Here is a 21255-nt window from a genome sequence, read left to right on the forward strand (position 1 = left end):
ATGGACGCTCGCAGCGCAAGGCCAAAAGGAATTGCGCTGACGGAACGCCAACGCATCGCGTGGCTGCGTCTCATCCGCTCCGACAATGTTGGGCCGGCAACCTTTCGCGACCTCATCAACCATTTCGGATCCGCCGAGACGGCGCTGGCCGCTCTGCCCGAACTCTCGGCCCGCGGCGGGGCGACGCGCTCCATCCGGATCGCAACGGAGAGCGAGGCGCACAAGGAGTTGGAAGCCGCGCGGCGCTTCGGCGCCCGATTCGTCGGCATCGGCGAGCCGGACTATCCCCAAGCGCTGAAGCAAGTCGACGGTGCGCCGCCGTTGCTCGCCGTCAAAGGCGATCTCTCGGTTTCCCCGCAGCCGGCCGTCGGCATCGTCGGCTCCCGCAACGCCTCCATTAGCGGCGCCAAGTTCGCCGCGACAATCGCGCGCCAATGCGGCCAAGCAGGCTACGTCGTCGTCTCCGGCCTTGCACGCGGCGTCGACACGGCAGCGCATCGCGCAAGCCTCGACACGGGAACGGTGGCTGCGATGGCCGGAGGTCTGGACCAACCCTATCCGCCGGAGAATGCCGGTCTGCTTGACACCATCTGGAATGGCAACGGGCTTGCCATCAGCGAAATGCCATTCGGCTGGGAGCCGCGCGCACGCGACTTTCCACGCAGAAACCGGCTTATCGCCGGCGTTTCGCTGGGCGTCGTTGTCGTCGAAGCGGCGATGCGCTCGGGTTCGCTGATCACGGCAAGGCTGGCCGGCGACTTCGGCAGGCTGGTTTTCGCGGTGCCGGGTTCACCGCTCGATCCCCGGTGTCATGGCACCAATGGATTGCTGAAAGACGGTGCGATGATTGTCACGACACCGGATGACGTCACCGAAGCTCTGGCACCACTCTCACAGATCGAACGCTACTCCGCGCCGGTCGCCGAGGAGCCGGAACGCGACGGCGGCCGCTCCATGCTCCCGCCTGATGATTCCGATCGCTCGCTTATCGTCGATGCACTCGGGCCGACGCCGGTCGAGATCGACGACGTCATCCGCCATACCGGTTTGCCGGCGGCTTCGGTCTATCTCGTCCTGCTGGAGCTTGATATCGCCGGACGGCTTCATCGCCATCCCGGCGGTTTCGTCTCTCTTGCCATGGGCGACTGAGATCCCTACGTCCGGGCCTGAAGATCGCCGGCCTCCACATAGGCCATCTCGATCAGATAGCAGAGCATATCGGCGTTCTCTTTTTCCGCCACCCGCCGCAACTCAGCGAGCATCTGCCTGATGAAGGTTCTCATGCGAGCCGGATCGTCCGGTATCTTTCTTTGCGAACTTGGCCGCCATGGGATAGTCTCTGACGAAAGAGAGGCGCTGCCTTTCGGCTAGCCCGAACCACACTTCAAAAACGATACCTCAATTATCAGAAATTGCAATAAGTTTGCGATCTCGTATTGGTTGTATCGCGTTGTAATGCGTAAAAATGCAGTCAGACCACTTGACCGAAACGAATTCCCTGTCCATGTCGAAGAGCCGGCTATCTGGACACGGCAGGGATTCCATCTGCTTATCCGCCGGCTTGGCACGTTTTTTTAGAGAATCATGATGAATGTTGTAGTGGTAGAATCGCCTGCCAAGGCAAAGACGATCAACAAGTATCTGGGCTCCGGATACAAGGTGCTCGCCTCCTTCGGCCATGTCCGCGATCTGCCTGCCAAGGACGGCTCGGTTCTTCCGGATCAGGATTTCGAAATGCTGTGGGAGGTCGACGGCGCATCGGCCAAGCGGCTGAAGGATATCGCCGACGCGGTGAAGTCGTCCGACAGCCTATTCCTCGCAACCGACCCGGACCGCGAGGGTGAAGCGATTTCCTGGCACGTCCTCGACATGCTGAACAAGAAGCGCGTCCTGAGCGGCAAGACCGTGAAGCGGGTCGTTTTCAATGCGATCACGAAGAAGGCCGTCCTCGATGCCATGGCGGAGCCACGCGACATCGACGTGCCGCTCGTCGATGCGTATCTCGCTCGCCGTGCCCTCGACTATCTCGTCGGCTTCAACCTGTCGCCAGTTCTCTGGCGCAAGCTCCCGGGCGCACGTTCGGCCGGCCGCGTTCAGTCGGTGGCGCTGCGTCTGGTGTGCGATCGTGAGTCCGAAATCGAGCGCTTCATCTCCGAGGAGTACTGGAACCTTTCGGTTCTCCTGAAGACGCCACGGGGCGACGAGTTCGAAGCAAAACTGGTTGCAGCGAATGGCAAGCGGTTGCAGGCTCGTTCGATCGGAAACGGCGAAGAAGCCGGCAAGCTCAAGGCCCTTCTGGAAGGCGCGAGCTATGCCGTCGACACGGTCGAGGCAAAGCCGGTCAAGCGCAACCCGGGACCACCCTTCACAACCTCCACACTGCAGCAGGCGGCGTCCTCGAAGCTCGGCTTTTCAGCGTCCCGGACCATGCAGGTTGCCCAGAAGCTCTACGAGGGTGTCGACATCGGCGGCGAGACGGTCGGTCTGATCACCTACATGCGTACGGATGGCGTTCAGATGGCGCCCGAAGCCATCGATGCGGCGCGGAGCGCAATCGTCGATCAATTCGGCCAACGCTATCTGCCGGAGAAGGCTCGCTTCTATTCCACCAAGGCCAAGAACGCCCAGGAAGCACACGAGGCGATCCGCCCGACCGATTTCAATCGCTCGCCCGACCGCGTGCGGCAGTTCCTCGATGCCGACCAGTTGAGGCTTTACGACCTTGTCTGGAAGCGCGGCATCGCGAGCCAGATGGCCTCGGCTGAAATCGAGCGTACCACGGCTGAGATCACCGCCGACAACAAGGGCGAGAAAGCCGGTCTGCGCGCTGTCGGCTCGGTGATCCGTTTCGACGGCTTCATCGCCGCCTATACCGACCAGAAGGAAGACGGCGAACAGAGCGACGACGGTGACGAGGATGGTCGTCTGCCCGAGATCAATGCCCGCGAGAACCTCGCAAAGCAGAAGATCAATTCGACCCAGCACTTCACCGAACCGCCGCCGCGCTATTCGGAAGCATCGCTAATCAAGAAGATGGAAGAGCTCGGCATTGGGCGTCCGTCGACTTACGCTGCGACGCTGGCGACCTTGCGCGATCGCGAGTACGTCACCATCGACAAGCGCAAGCTCATTCCGCAGGCCAAGGGCCGGCTGGTGACGGCCTTCCTCGAAAGCTTCTTCACCAAATACGTCGAATACGATTTCACCGCTGATCTTGAAGAGAAGCTAGACCGGATCTCGGCCGGGGAGCTGAACTGGAAGCAGGTGCTGCGCGATTTCTGGAAGGATTTCTTCTCCCAGATCGAGGATACGAAGGAACTTCGCGTCACCAACGTTCTCGACTCGCTTAACGAAGCGCTGGCGCCACTCGTTTTCCCGAAGCGGGAAGATGGCGGCGACCCGCGCATCTGCCAGGTTTGCGGCACAGGCAACCTTTCGCTGAAGCTCGGAAAGTATGGCGCCTTCGTCGGTTGCTCGAACTATCCCGAATGCAACTATACCCGTCAGCTTTCATCCGAAGGTGGTTCGGAAGCCGAAGGCGTTGCGCTGAACGAGCCGAAGAACCTCGGCACCGATCCGGTGACCGGTGAAGAGCTTACGCTGCGTTCGGGCCGCTTCGGCCCCTACATCCAGCGCGGTGATGGCAAGGAAGCAAAGCGTTCCTCGCTGCCGAAGGGCTGGAAACCCGAGGATATCGACTACGAGAAGGCGATGGCGCTGATTTCGCTGCCACGCGATATCGGCAAGCACCCGGAAACCGGCAAGATGATTTCTTCCGGCATCGGTCGCTATGGGCCGTTCCTGTTGCATGACGGCGGCTACGCCAACCTCGAAAGCGTCGAAGACGTCTTCTCGATCGGGCTCAACCGCGCTGTGACCGTGATTGCCGACAAGGCGAGCAAGGGCCCTGCCGGACGCGGCCGGACTGCAGCGGCAGCGTTGAAGGAACTGGGCGACCATCCGGATGGCGGTGCGATCACCGTTCGCGACGGCAAGTATGGTCCCTACGTGAACTGGGGCAAGGTCAATGCGACCCTGCCGAAGGGCACCGATCCGCAGGCCCTGACTGTCGAGGAAGCGCTGGCGCTGATCACCGCCAAGGCAGGCAAGGCACCGGCATCGAAGAGCAAGGCAAAACCGAAGGCGAAGGCCGCCTCGGCTGAAACCAAGACTACCAAGACCGCCGCCAAGCCGAAAACGACCAAAGCCAAGGCGCCGGCAAAGACGAAGAAGAGCAAAGAGTGAGCAAAATCCCGCGGGAAAGAATGAAGGGCATGGGCAAGCGTCCCGGCAAGATCGGACGCGCCAGCCAGCAACCCGCAGCCGAACCGCTGAACATCGCCCACGGGGCCCTGCCCTCCCGCGAAGTGATTCTGCGCTTTATCGCCGACCATCCGCAGAAGGCGTCGAAGCGCGAGCTTGCGAAGGCCTTCGGACTGAAAGGCGACAACCGCGTCGAACTGAAGCACCTCCTGCGCGAACTGGAGCAGGAAGGAATGCTCCAGAAGACGCGCAAGTCGCTGATCCGGCCGGGCGCCCTGCCGCCCGTCACAGTGCTCGACATCACGACGCGCGACAAGGACGGCGAACTGATCGGCCGTCCGGCGGAGTGGCCGGAGGAGATGGGGGTTGCGCCCGCCGTCGCCATCCGCCAGTCGACATCGGCAGCAGGTCGCAACGGCAAGGGCAAGGCTCCTGTCGCCGGCATGGGCGACCGAATCCTCGCGAAGATCTTTCCGGCCTCTGATCGCGGCGGCCCGGCCTACACCGCGCGCATCATCAAGATTTTGGACAAGCGCCGCGGCGCGTTGCTCGGCGTCTTCAAGGATGCACCTGGTGGTGCCGGTCGTCTGCTGCCGATCGAGCGGCGCGGCGAGGAAATGGTGATCGACCCCGAGTACAAGGGCGAGGCCAAGGACGGCGATCTTGTCGAGGTCGAAGTTGCCCGTCTCGGTCGATTCGGCCTGCCGCGCGCCAAGGTGCTCTCGATCATCGGTTCCGTCGCATCCGAGAAGGCGATCTCGATGATCGCCATCCATGCCCATGGCATCCCTTATACATTCCCGCCTGCTGTCGTCGCCGAAGCCGACGATGCCAAGCCCGCGACGATGTCGCATCGCGAGGACTGGCGCGATGTGCCGCTGATCACCATCGATCCGGCTGACGCCAAGGACCATGACGACGCCGTCTATGCCGAGGCGGATCCCTCGCCCGATAATCCGGATGGCGTCATCGTTACTGTCGCCATCGCCGACGTCTCCTATTACGTTCGCCCGAACTCTCCGCTCGATCGCGAAGCGCTGAAGCGCGGCAACTCGGTCTATTTCCCGGACCGGGTCGTGCCGATGTTGCCGGAGCGCATCTCGAACGATCTCTGCTCGTTGAGAGAAGGTCAGGACCGGCCGGCGCTTGCCGTTCGCATGATGTTTTCGAAGGAAGGCCGAAAGATCGGCCATACCTTCCATCGCGTGATGATGAAGAGCGCGGCAAAGCTCTCCTACCAGCAGGCGCAGGCGGCGATCGACGGCACGCCTGACGATAAGACGGGACCGCTTCTCGAACCGATCCTGAAGCCGCTTTGGAATGCCTACCGGATCATGACGCTCGGTCGTGGGCGCCGGCAACCGCTCGAGCTCGACATGCCGGAGCGCAAGATCCTGCTGAAGCCTGACGGCACCGTGGACCGCGTTGTCGTGCCGCCACGCCTCGACGCGCACAAGCTGATCGAAGAAATGATGATCCAGGCCAACGTTTCGGCAGCCGAGACGCTGGAGAAGAAGCGGCAGGTGCTGATCTACCGCATCCATGACGGCCCGACGCTCGCCAAGCAGGAAGTGCTGCGCGAGTTCCTGGCAACGCTTGGCATATCGCTTCCCAAGGGCGGCAACATGCGCGCCAACAATTTCAACATGATCCTCGCCAAGGCGGACGACACGCCGCACCAGACGATGGTCAACGAGATGGTGCTTCGCTCGCAGAGCCAGGCTATCTACAGCCCGGAGAATATCGGGCACTTCGGCCTGAACCTGATGAAATACGCGCACTTCACCTCGCCGATCCGCCGTTATGCGGACCTGATCGTGCACCGTGCACTGGTCGGCTCGCTCGGTTTCGGTGAAGGCGGCATCACGCCCGACGAAGAAGCCGCACTCGACGATATTGCCGCAGAGATCTCGACTTTCGAGCGCCGCGCCATGGCCGCCGAGCGCGAAACGGTGGACCGCCTGATTGCGCATCATCTTGCCGGCCGTATCGGCGAGGAATTCCAAGGACGCGTATCAGGTGTGACGAAATCGGGACTATTTGTCACCCTCCCGGACTATGGAGCGGATGGCTTCGTTCCTATATCTACGCTCGGAACGGACTACTTCATCTATGATGAGGCGCATCAGGCATTGTCTGGCGAAAAGACCGGGCTTGGGTATCGCCTCGGCGACGACGTCACGGTCAAGCTCGCAGAGGCTATTCCGCTTGCCGGTGCGCTGCGTTTCGAGGTGATCAGCGAAGGGCGAAAGATGCCGGCCGCTGTGCGTTCGTTCCATAAGGCTGGCCGGCGCGACGCAAGCCGCGCGCGCAAGCAGGCCGGAACGAGGCCGCCAAGAGGGCGGCGATAGGCGTGTAGGGACGCCGCGAAAGGAAACGGACGATGACGACCACTTCCAGCGACCAGCCAATCCGTTACGGAAGCAGTGAAGAGGTGGAACGTCCGCTCGGCCGTTCTATCAAGCGCGGTATGCTGAACACCTGCCCCAACTGCGGCAGCGGCAAACTGTTCAAGAGCTTCCTGAAGCCGGTGGACAATTGCGCCGCCTGCGGCGAGGCCATGTACCATCATCGCGCGGACGACCTGCCGCCCTATCTTGCCATCGTCATTATCGGCCACCTCATCATCGGTGGCTACATGGCGACTGACCTCGTCTGGCCCATGCCGCTCTGGCTGACCTTTACAATCTGGGCGCCGATCACGGTCCTTGCCGCTCTGCTAGTCATCCAGCCAATCAAGGGCGGTGTTATCGGCCTGCAATGGGCACAGCGCATGCACGGCTTCGGCGGGCACGGCGATGACGAGGAATACGAGATTCCCGGCCGCAACCGGTGAGCACCGCCCACCTTCACCTTCACGACACAATTGACGTGTAGTGGCACGCCCCAACTGCCCTGCTGTTCAGCGGCCGCAGGGCGAAATCTTAGGCGTATTCGGTAAGCTTCTTTGATTGAATCAATTCAAGATCATCCAGGTTATTGCCGCCAGCGCGTTTCATCTTGTAAAGCACAGCCGTCATTTGGATTTGGCACTACCGTGCCTTTCTATGGTGCTTTGCGGTGAGCGATTCTCCGCAGCCAGTCTCTAAGGATGGATACATGTCTCAGCCGCGAAACGGCACAACACCAGGCGATGTCGAGGAAATCCATTGGCCTTCCCTGGTGGCAGCCGTCTCGTCCATCTCGGCTGTCGGCATAGCAATCGGCCTCGGACTTCCACTTCTCAGCATCATTCTCGAAAAGCGCGGCATTCCCTCGACGCTTATTGGACTGAATACGGCGATGGCGGGCGTTGCCGCGATGGCGGCGGCTCCGATCACCACGAAGCTGGCACACAAATACGGCGTCGCTCCGACCATGATATGGGCCGTGCTGATCTCAGCCGTAAGTGCGCTTGGGTTCTACTATGCCCAGGATTTCTGGATGTGGTTTCCGCTGCGTTTCGCCTTTCACGGCGCAACAACGACGCTGTTCATCCTGTCGGAATTCTGGATCAACGCAGCCTCGCCGCCCTCCAAACGGGGCTTTGTGCTCGGGATCTATGCCACCGTTCTCTCACTGGGGTTTGCGGGCGGACCACTGCTCTTTTCTATTCTTGGCAGCGATGGCGTGCTGCCGTTTGCCGTCGGCGCCTGTGCCGTCCTACTGGCTGCCATTCCGATCTATATCGCACGGTACGAGAGCCCGGTCCTCGAAGAGAAGCCGGAACTGCATTTCATGCGCTATGTCTTCTTGGTACCGAGCGCAACGGCTGCCGTCTTCATCTTCGGTGCCGTCGAAGCCGGTGGCCTGGCGCTGTTCCCGATTTACGCAGTGCGCGCCGCCTTTACCGAATCGCAGGCAGCCCTGCTGCTGACGGTAATGGGAATCGGTAATGTGATCTTTCAGATCCCCGTCGGCTTGCTTTCAGACCGGATGAAGGACAAGCGACCGCTGCTGGCCGCTATGGCCTTCATGGGCCTGATCGGTTCTCTGATGCTGCCGATCCTCGTTCACAGCTGGGTTCTGATGGCTGCGGTTCTGCTCTTCTGGGGCGGCTGTGTCGCAGGGCTCTATACCGTTGGCCTCAGTCACTTGGGCTCGCGCCTGACCGGTTCGGACCTTGCTGCCGCCAACGCGGCCTTTGTGTTCTGTTATGCAGTAGGGACCGTGGCTGGGCCGCAGGTGATCGGCGCCGCCATCGACGTTGCCGGCAACGACGGTTTCGCCTGGGCAATCGCCGGATTCTTCGGCCTTTATGCCCTGCTTTCCTCCATCAGACTGCTTTTCCTCCGAAAGCGGGCTTGACTTTTCGAGCGAGATTCGTAGTTTCGCGCCAGAATTTGCCGTGGAGCCAATCCGGCCTGCCACGGCTTTCATTTTATTGAAGGCAGGACGACCATGGCCAAGGCTACCACAATCAAGATCAAGCTTCTGTCGACGGCCGACACCGGTTTCTTCTACGTCACGACGAAGAACAGCCGCACGATGACCGACAAGATGACGAAGACCAAGTACGACCCGATTGCTAAGAAGCACGTCGAGTTCAAGGAAACCAAGATCAAGTAATCACCTGATCTGACGTTCTTCAAAAAGGCGCGCGCCCATGGCTGCGCGCCTTTTTGTTTGCCGGCTCTACAGGTTTGGTCTCGATGCCAGAAAACAGAAACGCCGTCCTTCCCGAAAATGCGGAACGGACGGCGTTTTCTTGAAAGGGGGTCGACCAGCAAGCAACGCGGCACGAGGAACCGCTGAATGTTGCAAACCAGCCGACCGACCCCACGACCCAGGAGATGCGGCGGACCTGAGCATCATGGGGTATCTCGGACTCCTCACACGGAGTGCTTATCTCTTATGTGCCGATAATTTGCTCGAAAATGAAAGAAAATCAACAAATTCTTAATGGTTAGATTTCCGAGGTTGATTTTATGGTTAAAAGTACGGCTTTGGGACAGCTTTTAGACCGCCGAATCGGATACATTGGCAAGAATAGCGCCAAATTGGCAAAGAATGGCGGAACTATAGACCAATAGTATTAGCCTACTTGGCCGCGGCCAGCAGGTCAGTTCGCGTCACTATTTCCGTATAATGCCGGCTAATATGATTAATCCTCACATCTGTCCTAGGCCGGCGACGGATCTGCTTGTGACGATATCGAATGCCAATAAATCAACGTTTCAAGCGACCGGCTATGCAGTCAAATTACTTGGCTGGTTCGCAGCTGTGGATGACACGAAATGTGTCATGGAAGCGTTATTCAAGCCGCCGCGACGACACGATTCCGGCCGCCCGTTTTTGCTTCATACAGTGCGAGATCGGCCTGCTTCATCAACTGTCCTGGAGTGATGACGGAGGAGATCCTTGACGAAATTCCGAACGAAGCGGTAACGCTCAATTCCTGCCCTGATGACTTCAGCAAGAACGGCACTGTCTCGACCGCGGAACGCAGCCGCTCCGCGACAGCCGCGGCTATCTCGGGCGACGTGTCAGGCATGACGACCACGAATTCTTCGCCACCATAGCGGCAGGCAAGATCGGCACCGCGGACGGTGGAGCGAATGCGGCTCGCAAACTCCCGCAGCACATCATCGCCGGCATCGTGCCCGTAAGTGTCGTTGACCTGTTTGAAGCGATCGATGTCGGTGATCAACACGGACAGCGGGCGGCCCCGTGCCATCGATCGATTGAAGAGTGTGCTCAGGTGATTATCCAGGTAGCGACGGTTGCTAAGCCCGGTCAGTGGATCTGTGACCGCGAGTTCGATTGTCTGCTTCACGCTTGCGCGCAGGCGATCATTGTAACGCTTGCGGCGCATTTGCGTGAGGCTGCGAGCCACCAGTTCGTTGGGATCGACCGGCCTTACGATATAGTCGTTGACGCCGAGTTCCAGCGCCCGGATCACCATGTCGTCATCGCCCTGCTCGGTGATGATCAAGATGGGCAGAAAACGCGTGCGCTCCAGCGAGCGAAGCTGAGAGCACAGGCGGAGCGGATCGTAGTCGTCAAAGTTGGCATTGACGATGACCAGCTCAAACGGATTTTCCGAGGCCTCGAAGAGCGCGGCTTGTGGGTCCGAAATCGCCGAGACATCGGCGACAGGCTTCAGGGCCTTGATGATGCGCTCCTGGGAATTGGCACGCCCATCAACCAGCAGCACTTGGCCGGATTCATCGCTCCGCCCCTCGCCCGAACGGAGCAGCTCGTCGATCCCCATAGTATGGGCAGTCTCGGCGCGAATGCGCAATTCGTCGCTGAGCGTCTTCAGCCTCAGGAGGCTTTTCACCCGGGAAATAAGTTGAAGGTCGTTGACCGGCTTGGTGAGAAAATCATCGGCGCCGGCCTTAAGGCCACGCACGCGGTCGGTCGGCTGATCCAGTGCGGTTACCATGACCACGGGTATGTGCGCGGTCTTTGGATTGGCTTTCAGCCGCTCGCATACTTCGAAGCCGTCCATCCCTGGCATCATGATATCGAGAAGGACGAGATCGACCTGGTTACGCTCGCAGATTGCCAGCGCCTGATAGCCGTCACTGGCGGTCAATACGTCGAAATACTCGGCAACTAGCCGAGCCTCGAGCAACTTGACGTTGGCCGGAATGTCATCAACCACGAGAATGCGCGCAGTCATAGGCTTCTTTCCGATGCGTCAAGCATCGCCCAGATAGGTCTTGATCGTCTCAATGAATTTAGGAACGGAAATAGGTTTCGAGACATAGGCCTCGCAACCGCCTTGGCGAATGCGCTCCTCGTCCCCCTTCATGGCAAATGCTGTAACGGCGATAACGGGAATGACGTGCAGATCATCGTCTTCCTTCAGCCATTTGGTGACCTCGAGACCAGAAACCTCGGGGAGTTGAATATCCATCAAGATCAGATCGGGCCGGTATTTGCGCGCGAGATCGAGCGCTTCCATGCCGTTTCGGGTCTGAATCGTCGTGTAGCCGGACGCCTCGATAAGGTCGCGAAAGAGCTTCATGTTGAGCTCGTTGTCTTCTACAATCATTACCTGCTTGGGCATGACACGCGTCCTACGTCTGTTCTGGTACCGCTTCCCCGCATGAAGAAGACTTCTGCGATGGCATGGTTCCATAGAACCGATGGCTGCACACTATCGGTATTTGGTTGAAAAATAGGTAACTTACCCAGAGAAATGCAAAGCAACTTCAAGACTTCGAAACAACTCGCTGCCGATCCGCAGCAGACCGCGATCGCCGTGCTTGCCTGGCTTGCCAACGAACCGGATTTGTTCGGCCGTTTCCTTGCATTGACCGGCGTCGAGCCGGCGCAGGTGCGCCACGCGATCAACGATCCTGGGTTTCTTTCCGGTATGATGGACTTCATCATGCAGCACGAGCCAACGGCGATGGCCTTTTGCCAGGCGACCGGCACCGCGCCCGACGCATTGAATGCGGCATGGCTGCATTTTTCGCCGCCGGGACTTGGCTCGGGAGAATATTGAGCATGGATTTTGCAACTAGCGTCGGCCAGGTGCGGCTCGCCGACCGGCCTTTGGTCGTCTGCGACATTGACGAAGTGGTCCTTGAGTTCCTCACTCCGTTTACCGCTTTCCTGCGCTCGCACAATTACGACCTCCTGCCTCGGTCGTTCCGCCTCTACGGCAATATCGTATCGCTCCTCGACGGCAGCGAATTGGACAGAGCCTCGGTCGATTCGTTTGAGGAAATGTTCTTCGCGAACCAGCACCTCTGGCAGAAGCCGGCGGAAAAGGCCGTCGAAACACTGCAGTCGCTTTCGGTCGACGCCGACATCGTCTTCTTGACCGCGATGCCGCCTCGGCACCACGGCATCCGGCGCGAATTTCTCAATCAACTCGACCTCTCTTTCGACCTGATCGCCACCGAGGAGCCCAAGGGCCCTGTCGTGGCAACACTGCATGATCGCCGAAGCCTGCCGGTTGCCTTCATCGATGATATGCAACGCAATCTCCTTTCCGTTGCCGATCACGTGCCCGACTGCCTGCTCCTGACCATGATGGCTAACGCCGACTTCAAGCCGTTCGCGCCGCCGCCTGTTGGAAGCATCGTAGAGGCGGCCGGCTGGGGCCACGCCGCAGAGTTACTAAGGGCACATTTCGCGGCGGATGTTCTCACGAGCGCAAATCCAGCCGCATAAGCGGTCGGCCATCCTTGCGTTTTGCCACGGTCTCGAATCCGGCAGCTTCGAAAACCGCGGTCGAGCCAGTACAGAGCGTCACCGATTTCGATTGCTTGACGTGGTCGATCGGACAGCCTTCAAGATAGCGAGCGCCGTGGCGTCGGGCATAATCGATCGCACCGGCAAGGAGACGGTGGCTTAGCCCCTGCCCCCGCATATGCGACGTCAGGAAGAAACAGCTCACCGCCCAGAACGACGGATCGTGCGCATCCGCATCCTCGACCGGTCGCGAAACCGTCCGCGGCGAATTGAATTGCGGCACGTCGTACCGCGGCCCGACCTGAACCCAGGCGACGGGTTCGTCATCGTCATAGGCCAGAATGCCCGGTGGCGGCCCGACGGCTATCCGGCCGAGCATATGCGATTTCCGGTCATCCGGCCCCATTTTGGTGCGGACGGAATGAGGCAAGCGAAGCGCAACACACCAGCAATCATAAAAGGCTCCACGGGGACCGAAGAGCCGTTCGAAGTCAGTCCAACGGTCTGCCGTCACCGGCTCGAAACGGAGATCGATGTCCAATGCAAACCTCCCAGCCTCTCTTGAGACTCAAAAGTTTAGAGGCTAATGTTGCAATGTTCAATCTTTGTTCTCATCATGACACTTGTGAGCGCCACGACATCAGGCTTCTGTCGCGACTGCCTTGCCGAGCAGAAGGCAGAAATGCGCCGCTGCAGGGCCTGCGGTAGTCCCCGTCTTGTACGCCATCAAGAGCTCTACCAGCTGACACTGGCGCACATCGACTGCGACGCCTTCTATGCGACAATCGAGAAACGCGACAATCCAGAGCTTGCCGACAAGCCCGTTATCATCGGCGGCGGCAAGCGCGGGGTGGTCTCGACCGCCTGCTACATTGCCCGCATCCACGGCGTTCGCTCCGCGATGCCGATGTTCAAGGCCTTGGAAGCCTGCCCGCAGGCAGTCGTCATTCGACCTGACATGGAAAAATACGCCAAAGTCGGGCGTGAAGTCCGCACGTTAATGCAGGAGCTGACGCCGCTCGTTCAGCCGCTTTCGATCGACGAGGCATTTCTGGAGCTTGGTGGCACCGAGCGGCTGCATCACGATCCGCCGGCGCGCACCCTCGCCAAGTTCGCGCAGCGCATCGAGAAGGAGATCGGCATAACCATCTCCATTGGCCTGTCCTACTGCAAGTTTCTCGCCAAGGTGGCGTCCGACCTGCATAAGCCTCGCGGCTTCTCAGTGATCGGTCGAGAGGAAGCGGTTTCATTCCTCGCACCCCGACCGGTGACGACAATATGGGGCGTCGGCAAAGCATTTGCGGCCACTTTGGAGGCTGACGGTATTCGCACCATCGGCCAGTTGCAGACAATGGAGGAGAACGACCTCATGCGCCGATATGGCAGCATGGGCCAACGACTCGCGCGCCTTTCTCGTGGGATCGACGATCGCGAGGTGCACCTGAACGATGCGGCAAAGAGCGTTTCGTCGGAAACCACCTTCTTCGACGATATTTCCCGCCACGATGAACTCGTTCCGATCCTCCGCAGTCTTTCCGAGAAGGTCGCCTGGCGGCTGAAGAAGCACGATATCGCCGGCCATACGGTGGTTCTGAAAATGAAGACGGCGGACTTCAAACTGCGCACCCGCAATCGCAAGCTCGAAGACCCGACACAACTTGCCGACCGGATCTTCCGCACCGGGCTGGAGCTGCTCGAGAGGGAAACGGACGGGACGAAGTTTCGCTTGATCGGAATCGGCGTGACGGATCTTTGCGATCCCGCTCGCGCCGATCCGCCCGACCTCATCGATGTGCAATCGGGCCGCAGGGCAGCTGCCGAAGCTGCAATGGACAAACTGCGCGACAAGTTCGGCAAAGGCACTGTTCAGACCGGATACACCTTCGGCGGTAAGCGCGATCACTAATATGTGAGCCGTACTCAAGACCCATCATTTCAAGTTTTCATTAAGCTTCGCCGCTTAGGCTGGCGCTTCAGGTATTGCGTATCGGTTGAATCATATGTTGTCGCGTCTCGTCCTTGGCCTCGGCTTGCTGTCGGCCACTGCATTGGTGCACCCCGCGCTCGCGGCGGATGCACGCACGCTGCAAATCTTCGTTTCGAAGGATGCGCAGTCGCTCACGCTCTACGACGGCGCCGAGGTTGTAGCGACCTCCAAAGTGTCGACGGGCAAACCAGGGCATACGACGCCGAGCGGCATCTTTTCCGTCATTGAGAAGCAGAAATATCACGAATCCAACATCTATTCGGCTGCGCCGATGCCGTTCATGCAGCGACTGACCTGGTCTGGCATTGCACTTCACGAGTCGAACGCAGTGCCGCGCTACCCTGCATCGCACGGTTGCGTTCGCATGCCGGCAACCTTCGCCAAGCAGCTCTACAAGATGACGGCGATGGGGGTGCCGGTTGTCATAACCGACGCCGAATTGACACCTGAAGCAATCGATCATCCGACGCTCTTCCGGCCGGACACGCCGGCGTCCCCAGCGCTGCTGTCCGATGCTGCCCTGCGACCAGCGATCGGGCAGATGCCCGTTCAGGTCGCCATGAACGACGTCGAAATGTCGTCTCACGAGACCCCGACCGCAACCAGGCCTGAAAACGACACGCCGATCCGCATTCTCATAACGCGCCGCAGTCAACGAGAGGAAGTCCTCGACCTCCAAACCTACCTCAACGAGCTGGGATTTGCAGTGGGTGAACCCGACGGTCTCCTCGGCACGGCGACGCTGCAGGCGATCAGCGATTTCAGGTTGAAGTATCCGGTTGAACCGACGGCAGACAAGTCACCAATGAGTGACACCCTCCTCAAGGCCGTCTATGCCGCGGCTGGCAAGGGAACGCCACCGAACGGCGTCATCATGATCCGCCAAGGATTCCAGCCCGTTCTTGAAGAGCCGATCTCGATCGCAAACCCCGGCCTCGCGCTCGGCACGCATTTCTTCTTTGTCCATGACGTCGATTTCGAAACCGGCTCGGCGGCCTGGATGGGTACGACCCTTCCCAACACACTCTCGCGCGCGACCATGACAAGGCTTGGTATTAGCAGTCTCGAGAGCTCGATCATATCGGGCACGCCGATCGCCAACGCATTAAACCGTATCGATATTCCGGAGGAGACGCGACACAAGATCAACGCGATGTTGACCTCAGGATCAACATTGACGATCTCCGATACCGGCCTCGGACCCGAGACCGGCAAGGGAACGGACTTCATTACCCTCACAAGGGGTTGACGTCAGACCAGCTCAACGTCGATGACGCCGGGTGCAGCGCGAAGCGCGGCGGCAATCTCGGGCGTGATGCGATACTTCTGCGGAAGCTCGACCTCCACCTCGCGCTTGCCCTCCTCCTTGATGACGATGAAGGAAACCAGGCCGTCGCCCTTGGCGTTCAGGTGTGCAGCGACGGCGCGCAGCGGCCCGGAATCGCGCACATAGACGCGCAGAGCCTTCTGCATCTGCAGAGACTTCTCCTCAAGCGATTGTATCGTCTGCAAGCGAAGGCCGATGCCTTCCGGCCGTTCCTCCCCCGTCGCCGTAATCACGAAGGACTTCCCGGATTCCAACACGTCACGGTATTGGTTCAGCATCTCGGAGAATAGGACGGCTTCGAACTGCCCAGAGGAATCTGAGAACACGATGATGCCCATCTTGTTGCCGGTTCGCGTCTTGCGCTCCTGCTTCGAGATGACGGTGCCCGCGAGGCGGCCGTTGCTCGCTCCCTGCTTCACTGCGGCCGAAAACTCCGCAAAGGTCTGAACGCGCATCTTCTGCAGAATGCTCTGATAGCTGTCGAGCGGATGCGCCGTCAGATAGAAGCCAAGGACCTGAAACTCCTTGAGCAGCTTCTCCGAGGCCAGCCACGGCGAAAACGGCGGCAGCGAGATTTTCTCCGGGCCTGACGACAAAGCGCTGCCGAAGATATCCGACTGGCCGCTCAGCTTGTTTTCCTGCGCACGCTGCGCGTAGCCCATGATCCGGTCGAGCCCGCCTGCCAGTTGCGCCCGATCGAGCCCAAAGCAATCGAAGGCGCCGGCGAAAATCAGGCTTTCGAGCACGCGGCGGTTTACCTGCTTGGGATCGATGCGCAGGCAGAAATCCTCCAGGCTCGCGAATGGCGTGCCACCGCGCACCTCCACGATATGATCTACGGCAGATTCCCCGACACCCTTCAGCGCCGCCAGCGCGTAGTAGATTCGGTTGTCGCCGGTTTCGAAGTGGCGGAAAGAGGTCTGAACCGACGGCGGAATCACCTCGATCACGAGGCGCTTGGCGTCTTGGCGGAAGTCGTTGACCTTTTCGGTATTCGACATATCGAGCGTCATCGAGGCGGCGAGGAACTCGACCGGGTAATGCGCCTTCATGTAGGCGGTCTGATAGGAGACGATCGCGTAGGCGGCGGCGTGCGACTTGTTGAAGCCGTAGTTCGCGAACTTTGCGAGCAGCTCGAAGATGTTGTCAGCCTGCGGCTTCGAGACGCCGTTCTTCACGGCACCGACGACGAAGCGCTCGCGCTGCTGGTCCATCTCCGCCTTGATCTTCTTACCCATGGCGCGGCGCAGAAGGTCGGCTTCGCCGAGCGAGTAACCCGACAGGACCTGGGCGATCTGCATCACCTGTTCCTGGTAAACGATAACGCCCTGCGTTTCCTTCAGCAGGTAATCGATCGTCGGATGGATCGACTCGATCTCCTCCTCGCCGTGCTTGCGGGCGTTGTAGGTCGGGATGTTTTCCATCGGGCCTGGACGATACAGGGCCACGAGCGCGATGATGTCCTCGATGCAGTCCGGCTTCATGCCGATCAGCGCCTTGCGCATTCCCGCACTTTCCACCTGGAACACGCCGACGGTTTCGCCGCGCGAGAGCATCTCGTAGGTCAGCTTGTCGTCGAGCGGGATCGATGCAAGGTCGACCTTGATGCCGCGCTTGGTGACGAAATCGACGGCGACCTTCAACGTCGTTAGTGTCTTCAGTCCGAGGAAGTCGAACTTGACCAGGCCGGCCTGCTCGACCCACTTCATGTTGAACTGCGTGACCGGCATGTCGGACCGCGGATCGCGGTACATCGGCACCAGCTTCGACAGCGGACGGTCGCCGATGACGATACCGGCGGCGTGGGTGGAGGCGTGACGGTAGAGACCTTCGATCTTCTGTGCGATATCGAGCAGGCGGGCTACGACGGGCTCCTTGTCGGCCTCTTCCTGCAGCTTAGGCTCTTCCTCGATCGCCTTCGACAAAGGCGTCGGATTGGCCGGATTGTTCGGCACCAGCTTACAGATCTTGTCGACCTGACCGTAAGGCATCTCCAGCACGCGACCCACGTCTCGCAAAGCCGCGCGTGCCTGCAGCGAACCGAAGGTGATGATCTGCGCCACCTGCTCGCGGCCGTATTTGCGCTGCACATAGCGGATCACCTCTTCGCGGCGATCCTGGCAAAAGTCGATATCGAAGTCCGGCATCGAGACGCGTTCCGGGTTGAGGAAGCGTTCGAAGAGCAGCGAGAAACGCAGCGGATCAACGTCAGTGATGGTCAGTGCGTAGGCGACGAGCGAGCCCGCACCCGAGCCACGGCCCGGGCCGACGGGGATGTCATGCTGCTTTGCCCATTTGATGAAGTCCGAAACGATGAGGAAGTAGCCAGGGAACTTCATGCGCTCGATAACGCTGAGTTCGAATTCCAGGCGTTCCCGGTAGTCCTTCTCCTCATAGCCGGGCGACATGCCGAGTGTGGCTAGGCGATTGTCCAGCCCCTCCTCTGCCTGCCTGCGCAATTCCAGAGCCTCTTCGCGTTCGGCCTCCTCGGGATCGGCCGTCGCGCCGGTGAAGCGCGGCAAGATCGGCTTGCGTGTCTTCAGGATGAAGGAGCAGCGCCGGGCGATCTCGACGGTATTTTCCAAGGCTTCAGGCAGGTCCGCGAACAGCTTGGCCATTTCGGCGCGGCTCTTCAGGTAGTGATCGGGTGTCAGGCGGAATCGGGTATCATCCGAGACAATGGCGTTGTGGGCGACGGCCATCAGGGCGTCGTGCGCATCATAGTCCTCACGGGTCGGGAAGAAGGCTTCATTGGTGGCGACCAGCGGCAGGTCATACTCGTAGGCAAGGCCGACCACCTTCTGCTCGTGGCGCTTGTCGTAGGTGCCGTGCCGCTGCAGCTCTACATAAAGCCGGTCGCCGAAATGGCGCTTCAGCAGCAGAAGGCGTGCTTCCGCCTGGGCGGTATGCCCGTCCTTAAGCGCCATGTCGATCGGCCCCGTCAAGGCGCCGGTCAGAGCGATCAGACCGCCGGTACCGATCTCATCGAGCCAAGAGGCGCGAATGTGAATCGATTGACCGTTGCCCTCACCGCCGAGATAGGCGCGGCTGACAAGGTCCACCAATCGCTCGTAGCCGGCATCGGTGGCCGCCAAGAGCACCAGCGACGGGAGCTTGACGAGTGCCTGCTGGCCGCCTCGCCGTTCCGTCTCAAGACTGTCTTCCATATCGATCGAGACCTGGCAGCCAATGATCGGCTGCAGCCCCTCATCCATCGCCTTCTGCGAAAATTCGAGGGCGACGAACAGATTGTTCGTATCGGTGATCGCGATCGCCGGCTGACTGTCGCCCGACGCCTTGTAGAGAATCTTCTTGAGTGGCAGCGCGCCTTCAAGCAGCGAGTAGGCTGAGTGAACCCGCAGGTGAACGAAGCCTGGCGTGCCACCGATAAAACCGCTTGCCGCGTCTTTCTCCGCACCCGCCATAACATGCCTTCCGATCACCTGAATCAATCAGGTCTATTCTCAGCATTGAGGGGTCGATGTCCAGAGAAGCGATCGGGTTCGGACCGCATGGCAGCCATGCGGTCCCCTGAATTCTTACATTGCCATGCAGATCAGCGAGAAGCTGGCAACGAACATTGCGATGGAGGTGAATGCTGCGATATCACGGATCATGTCAGTCATTTGGCTCTCCTGTTCTCTTATGTTTTCAGTTTGTTCCGCTCTTGTTCTATTGTCAACAGGATTCTTTTCCGCTCTGCTGGCTGCATGGCACGGGGAGAAAAGCATGCTTAAGTTTGTCTTAATTGTTGGATTGGCTTGGTCGGCAGCGTTTACCGCTCGGGCCGAACAAATCGATCCCGCGCGCATCATTGACGCGACGACGGGCGATTGGGACGGCGACGGGCATGAGGATCTCGCGCTGCTGGTTGCTCCGGAAGATGACGCCAGCGACGATCAGATCGGCATCTACCTTTACCTTCGCGACAGCGATCACGAGCTTCTGCGACTTTCGCTTACCGCGCCCGACAAGATTTGGGGCAGCACCAATGCCAATGGCGTCTTCGGGCAGGAACCGTCATTGAAAGCCATTGGCAAATCCTCGATCGCCATCCACTCACAGAACAGTGCGATCGGACGCGACCGCTGGGACCAGACGCTGACAGTGGCCTACCGCAACGAGCAGTTTGTCGTCGCCGGCTATACCTACAATCACTACGACACGCTCGACCCGAATGCCGCCGGCTCCTGCGACTACAACGCGTTGACCGGGAAGTTGCAGAAGGATGGCAAGGACGTCAAAGCCGAGCCACGTGTCCTCCCGATCGCTGAATGGAACAACGAGACCGGGCAATCCATCTGCGGCCAGTGAAGCATGTTCCCTTTTTGTTCTTTACAACTGGCAGTCTTTTTGAGACGTTGCCGAACGAGGGGGATAGGTCATGGATATTGCTGCATTGAACCGGTTCATCGTTGAGGCGAAGGCCCGTACCTATGTTGGCGGCGGAACCCCTGCACCCGCCTGCCGGACAGGATCGCATGACATCGGTTATCAGCGTGGACAGTGGCGCTATCTCGACAGCTATTTCGGCGGCGCCGATTTCGCCGGGCAAGAAGTGGTTTGGCTGGACGGCGAACCGGTCTGGGCGATGAACTACTTCGGACGCATCGTCGAGCATTCGTTGATCGACGGGAAAAGAGCGGGAACGGTGATTAAGGCTGCACTGTCAAAAATGTATGCCGAGTACCGACGTTTTCTCGGCGGCATGGAATTCGAGCATGCTTTCGGTTTCTATGCCGATCAAAACACAGGCGACTGCAGCCATTTCAGCGGTCGTGAAGTGATCGTCGTGAATGAGCGCAGGGCCTATGAACTGGACTACCGTGGCGGTCTCATCCAGCCCTGATCAGAAATCCACGACCTTGCCGTCGGTGATCGTGACGCGGCGGTCCATGCGCCCGGCGAGTTCATGATTATGGGTGGCGATGAGTGCCGCCAGGCCTGATTGGCGCACCAGCGCCTCCAGTGCGTCAAAGACATAGCTCGCCGTTTCTGGATCGAGGTTGCCCGTTGGCTCATCCGCCAGAAGCAGGCTTGGCGCATTGGCGACGGCACGGGCAATCGCCACGCGCTGTTGCTCGCCACCGGAAAGCTCCCCGGGGCGGTGCGCACCGCGATGGCCGATACGCATGTAGTCGAGCAACTGGCCGGCTCGTTCCTTCGCCTCCTTGCGCGGCAACCCGGCGATCATCTGCGGCATCATGATATTCTCGATCGCAGAGAATTCCGGCAGCAGGTGATGGAACTGGTAGACGAATCCGATTTCGCTACGGCGGATCGCCGTACGCTTATCATCCGGCAAACCGTCACAGGCATTTCCGTTGATGACAACCTCGCCGCCATCGGGATGCTCGAGCAGGCCAGCAACGTGCAAAAGCGTCGACTTGCCGGTCCCTGATGGAGCGACGAGCGCAACGATTTCGCCGCTGTTGAGCGTGAAATCGGCACCCTTCAAGATCGAGAGCAGCGTCTCGCCCTGGCCATAGTGGCGCTCGACGCCGGAAAGCTTGAGAACGGGATTCCGCTTCATGAAGAGAGCATT

Annotated in this window: 18 protein-coding genes; 12 read left to right on the plus strand and 6 right to left on the minus strand. The window is 59.7% G+C overall.

What is annotated here, in order from left to right; translation table 11 throughout:
• Window positions 1-1149 (plus strand): DNA-processing protein DprA, encoded by a 1149-nt coding sequence (dprA, locus tag FHT97_RS00300; protein ID WP_183859161.1) that lies wholly within the window; start codon window positions 1-3, stop codon window positions 1147-1149.
• A gap of 5 nt (window positions 1150-1154) precedes the next feature.
• On the opposite strand, the gene FHT97_RS31390 is transcribed toward dprA, so the two are convergent.
• Window positions 1155-1283, minus strand: a complete 129-nt coding sequence (locus FHT97_RS31390) for a hypothetical protein (RefSeq protein ID WP_281412035.1) — start codon at window positions 1281-1283, stop codon at window positions 1155-1157.
• 304 nt (window positions 1284-1587) lie between these two features.
• On the opposite strand from FHT97_RS31390, the gene topA reads away from it, so the two are divergent.
• From topA to rpmG, 5 genes are all read left to right on the plus strand, one after another.
• Window positions 1588-4245, plus strand: coding sequence for a type I DNA topoisomerase (gene topA, locus FHT97_RS00305; protein WP_183860700.1), 2658 nt, complete (start codon window positions 1588-1590; stop codon window positions 4243-4245).
• Window positions 4242-6614 carry a ribonuclease R gene (gene rnr, locus FHT97_RS00310; protein ID WP_183859162.1) on the plus strand — a complete coding sequence of 791 codons (2373 nt, stop codon included), beginning with the start codon at window positions 4242-4244 and terminating at the stop codon, window positions 6612-6614. Before topA ends, rnr begins: the two co-directional genes overlap by 4 nt.
• A gap of 32 nt (window positions 6615-6646) precedes the next feature.
• On the plus strand, window positions 6647-7099 hold the full coding sequence (locus tag FHT97_RS00315) for a DUF983 domain-containing protein (RefSeq protein WP_183859164.1): 453 nt from the start codon (window positions 6647-6649) through the stop codon (window positions 7097-7099).
• A 263-nt stretch (window positions 7100-7362) separates the two neighbouring features.
• Entirely contained in the window at window positions 7363-8550 is a 1188-nt protein-coding gene (locus FHT97_RS00320) for an MFS transporter (RefSeq protein WP_183859167.1), read from the plus strand.
• 93 nt (window positions 8551-8643) lie between these two features.
• Window positions 8644-8811 (plus strand): 50S ribosomal protein L33, encoded by a 168-nt coding sequence (gene rpmG / locus FHT97_RS00325; protein WP_003587245.1) that lies wholly within the window; start codon window positions 8644-8646, stop codon window positions 8809-8811.
• Window positions 8812-9499: 688 nt separating this feature from the next.
• Here the strand turns inward: rpmG and FHT97_RS00330 are convergent.
• Window positions 9500-10870 (minus strand): PleD family two-component system response regulator, encoded by a 1371-nt coding sequence (locus tag FHT97_RS00330; RefSeq protein WP_183859169.1) that lies wholly within the window; start codon window positions 10868-10870, stop codon window positions 9500-9502.
• An 18-nt stretch (window positions 10871-10888) separates the two neighbouring features.
• On the minus strand, window positions 10889-11260 hold the full coding sequence (locus FHT97_RS00335; protein ID WP_007531841.1) for a response regulator: 372 nt from the start codon (window positions 11258-11260) through the stop codon (window positions 10889-10891).
• 132 nt (window positions 11261-11392) lie between these two features.
• Here FHT97_RS00335 and FHT97_RS00340 point away from each other — a divergent pair, with 132 nt between their 5' ends.
• On the plus strand, window positions 11393-11701 hold the full coding sequence (locus tag FHT97_RS00340) for a DUF3572 domain-containing protein (RefSeq protein WP_183859171.1): 309 nt from the start codon (window positions 11393-11395) through the stop codon (window positions 11699-11701).
• Between the two features lie 2 nt (window positions 11702-11703).
• Window positions 11704-12375 carry a hypothetical protein gene (locus FHT97_RS00345; RefSeq protein WP_183859173.1) on the plus strand — a complete coding sequence of 224 codons (672 nt, stop codon included), beginning with the start codon at window positions 11704-11706 and terminating at the stop codon, window positions 12373-12375.
• Here the strand turns inward: FHT97_RS00345 and FHT97_RS00350 are convergent.
• The gene (locus tag FHT97_RS00350) at window positions 12350-12937 is read right to left on the minus strand and encodes a GNAT family N-acetyltransferase (RefSeq protein ID WP_183859175.1); all 588 of its coding nucleotides are present in this window, start codon (window positions 12935-12937) and stop codon (window positions 12350-12352) included. The genes FHT97_RS00345 and FHT97_RS00350 overlap by 26 nt on opposite strands.
• Window positions 12938-12982: 45 nt before the next feature.
• Here FHT97_RS00350 and FHT97_RS00355 point away from each other — a divergent pair, with 45 nt between their 5' ends.
• Both FHT97_RS00355 and FHT97_RS00360 read left to right on the plus strand, forming a co-directional pair.
• Complete coding sequence (locus FHT97_RS00355; protein WP_183756823.1) at window positions 12983-14302, plus strand: DNA polymerase IV; 1320 nt, start codon at window positions 12983-12985, stop codon at window positions 14300-14302.
• 94 nt (window positions 14303-14396) lie between these two features.
• On the plus strand, window positions 14397-15632 hold the full coding sequence (locus FHT97_RS00360; RefSeq protein ID WP_183859177.1) for a L,D-transpeptidase family protein: 1236 nt from the start codon (window positions 14397-14399) through the stop codon (window positions 15630-15632).
• 2 nt (window positions 15633-15634) lie between these two features.
• On the opposite strand, the gene dnaE is transcribed toward FHT97_RS00360, so the two are convergent.
• On the minus strand, window positions 15635-19135 hold the full coding sequence (gene dnaE, locus FHT97_RS00365; protein ID WP_183859179.1) for a DNA polymerase III subunit alpha: 3501 nt from the start codon (window positions 19133-19135) through the stop codon (window positions 15635-15637).
• A 304-nt stretch (window positions 19136-19439) separates the two neighbouring features.
• On the opposite strand from dnaE, the gene FHT97_RS00370 reads away from it, so the two are divergent.
• Window positions 19440-20024 (plus strand): hypothetical protein, encoded by a 585-nt coding sequence (locus FHT97_RS00370; protein ID WP_183859181.1) that lies wholly within the window; start codon window positions 19440-19442, stop codon window positions 20022-20024.
• A 70-nt stretch (window positions 20025-20094) separates the two neighbouring features.
• Entirely contained in the window at window positions 20095-20559 is a 465-nt protein-coding gene (locus FHT97_RS00375) for a DUF5680 domain-containing protein (protein WP_183859183.1), read from the plus strand.
• Here the strand turns inward: FHT97_RS00375 and FHT97_RS00380 are convergent, their stop codons facing one another.
• Window positions 20560-21243: an ABC transporter ATP-binding protein gene (locus tag FHT97_RS00380; protein ID WP_183859185.1), complete on the minus strand. Its 684-nt coding sequence runs from the start codon at window positions 21241-21243 to the stop codon at window positions 20560-20562.
• Window positions 21244-21255: the final 12 nt, after the last annotated feature.

The sequence above is a fragment of the Rhizobium sp. BK399 genome, from assembly GCF_014194695.1.
Lineage (GTDB): Bacteria > Pseudomonadota > Alphaproteobacteria > Rhizobiales > Rhizobiaceae > Rhizobium.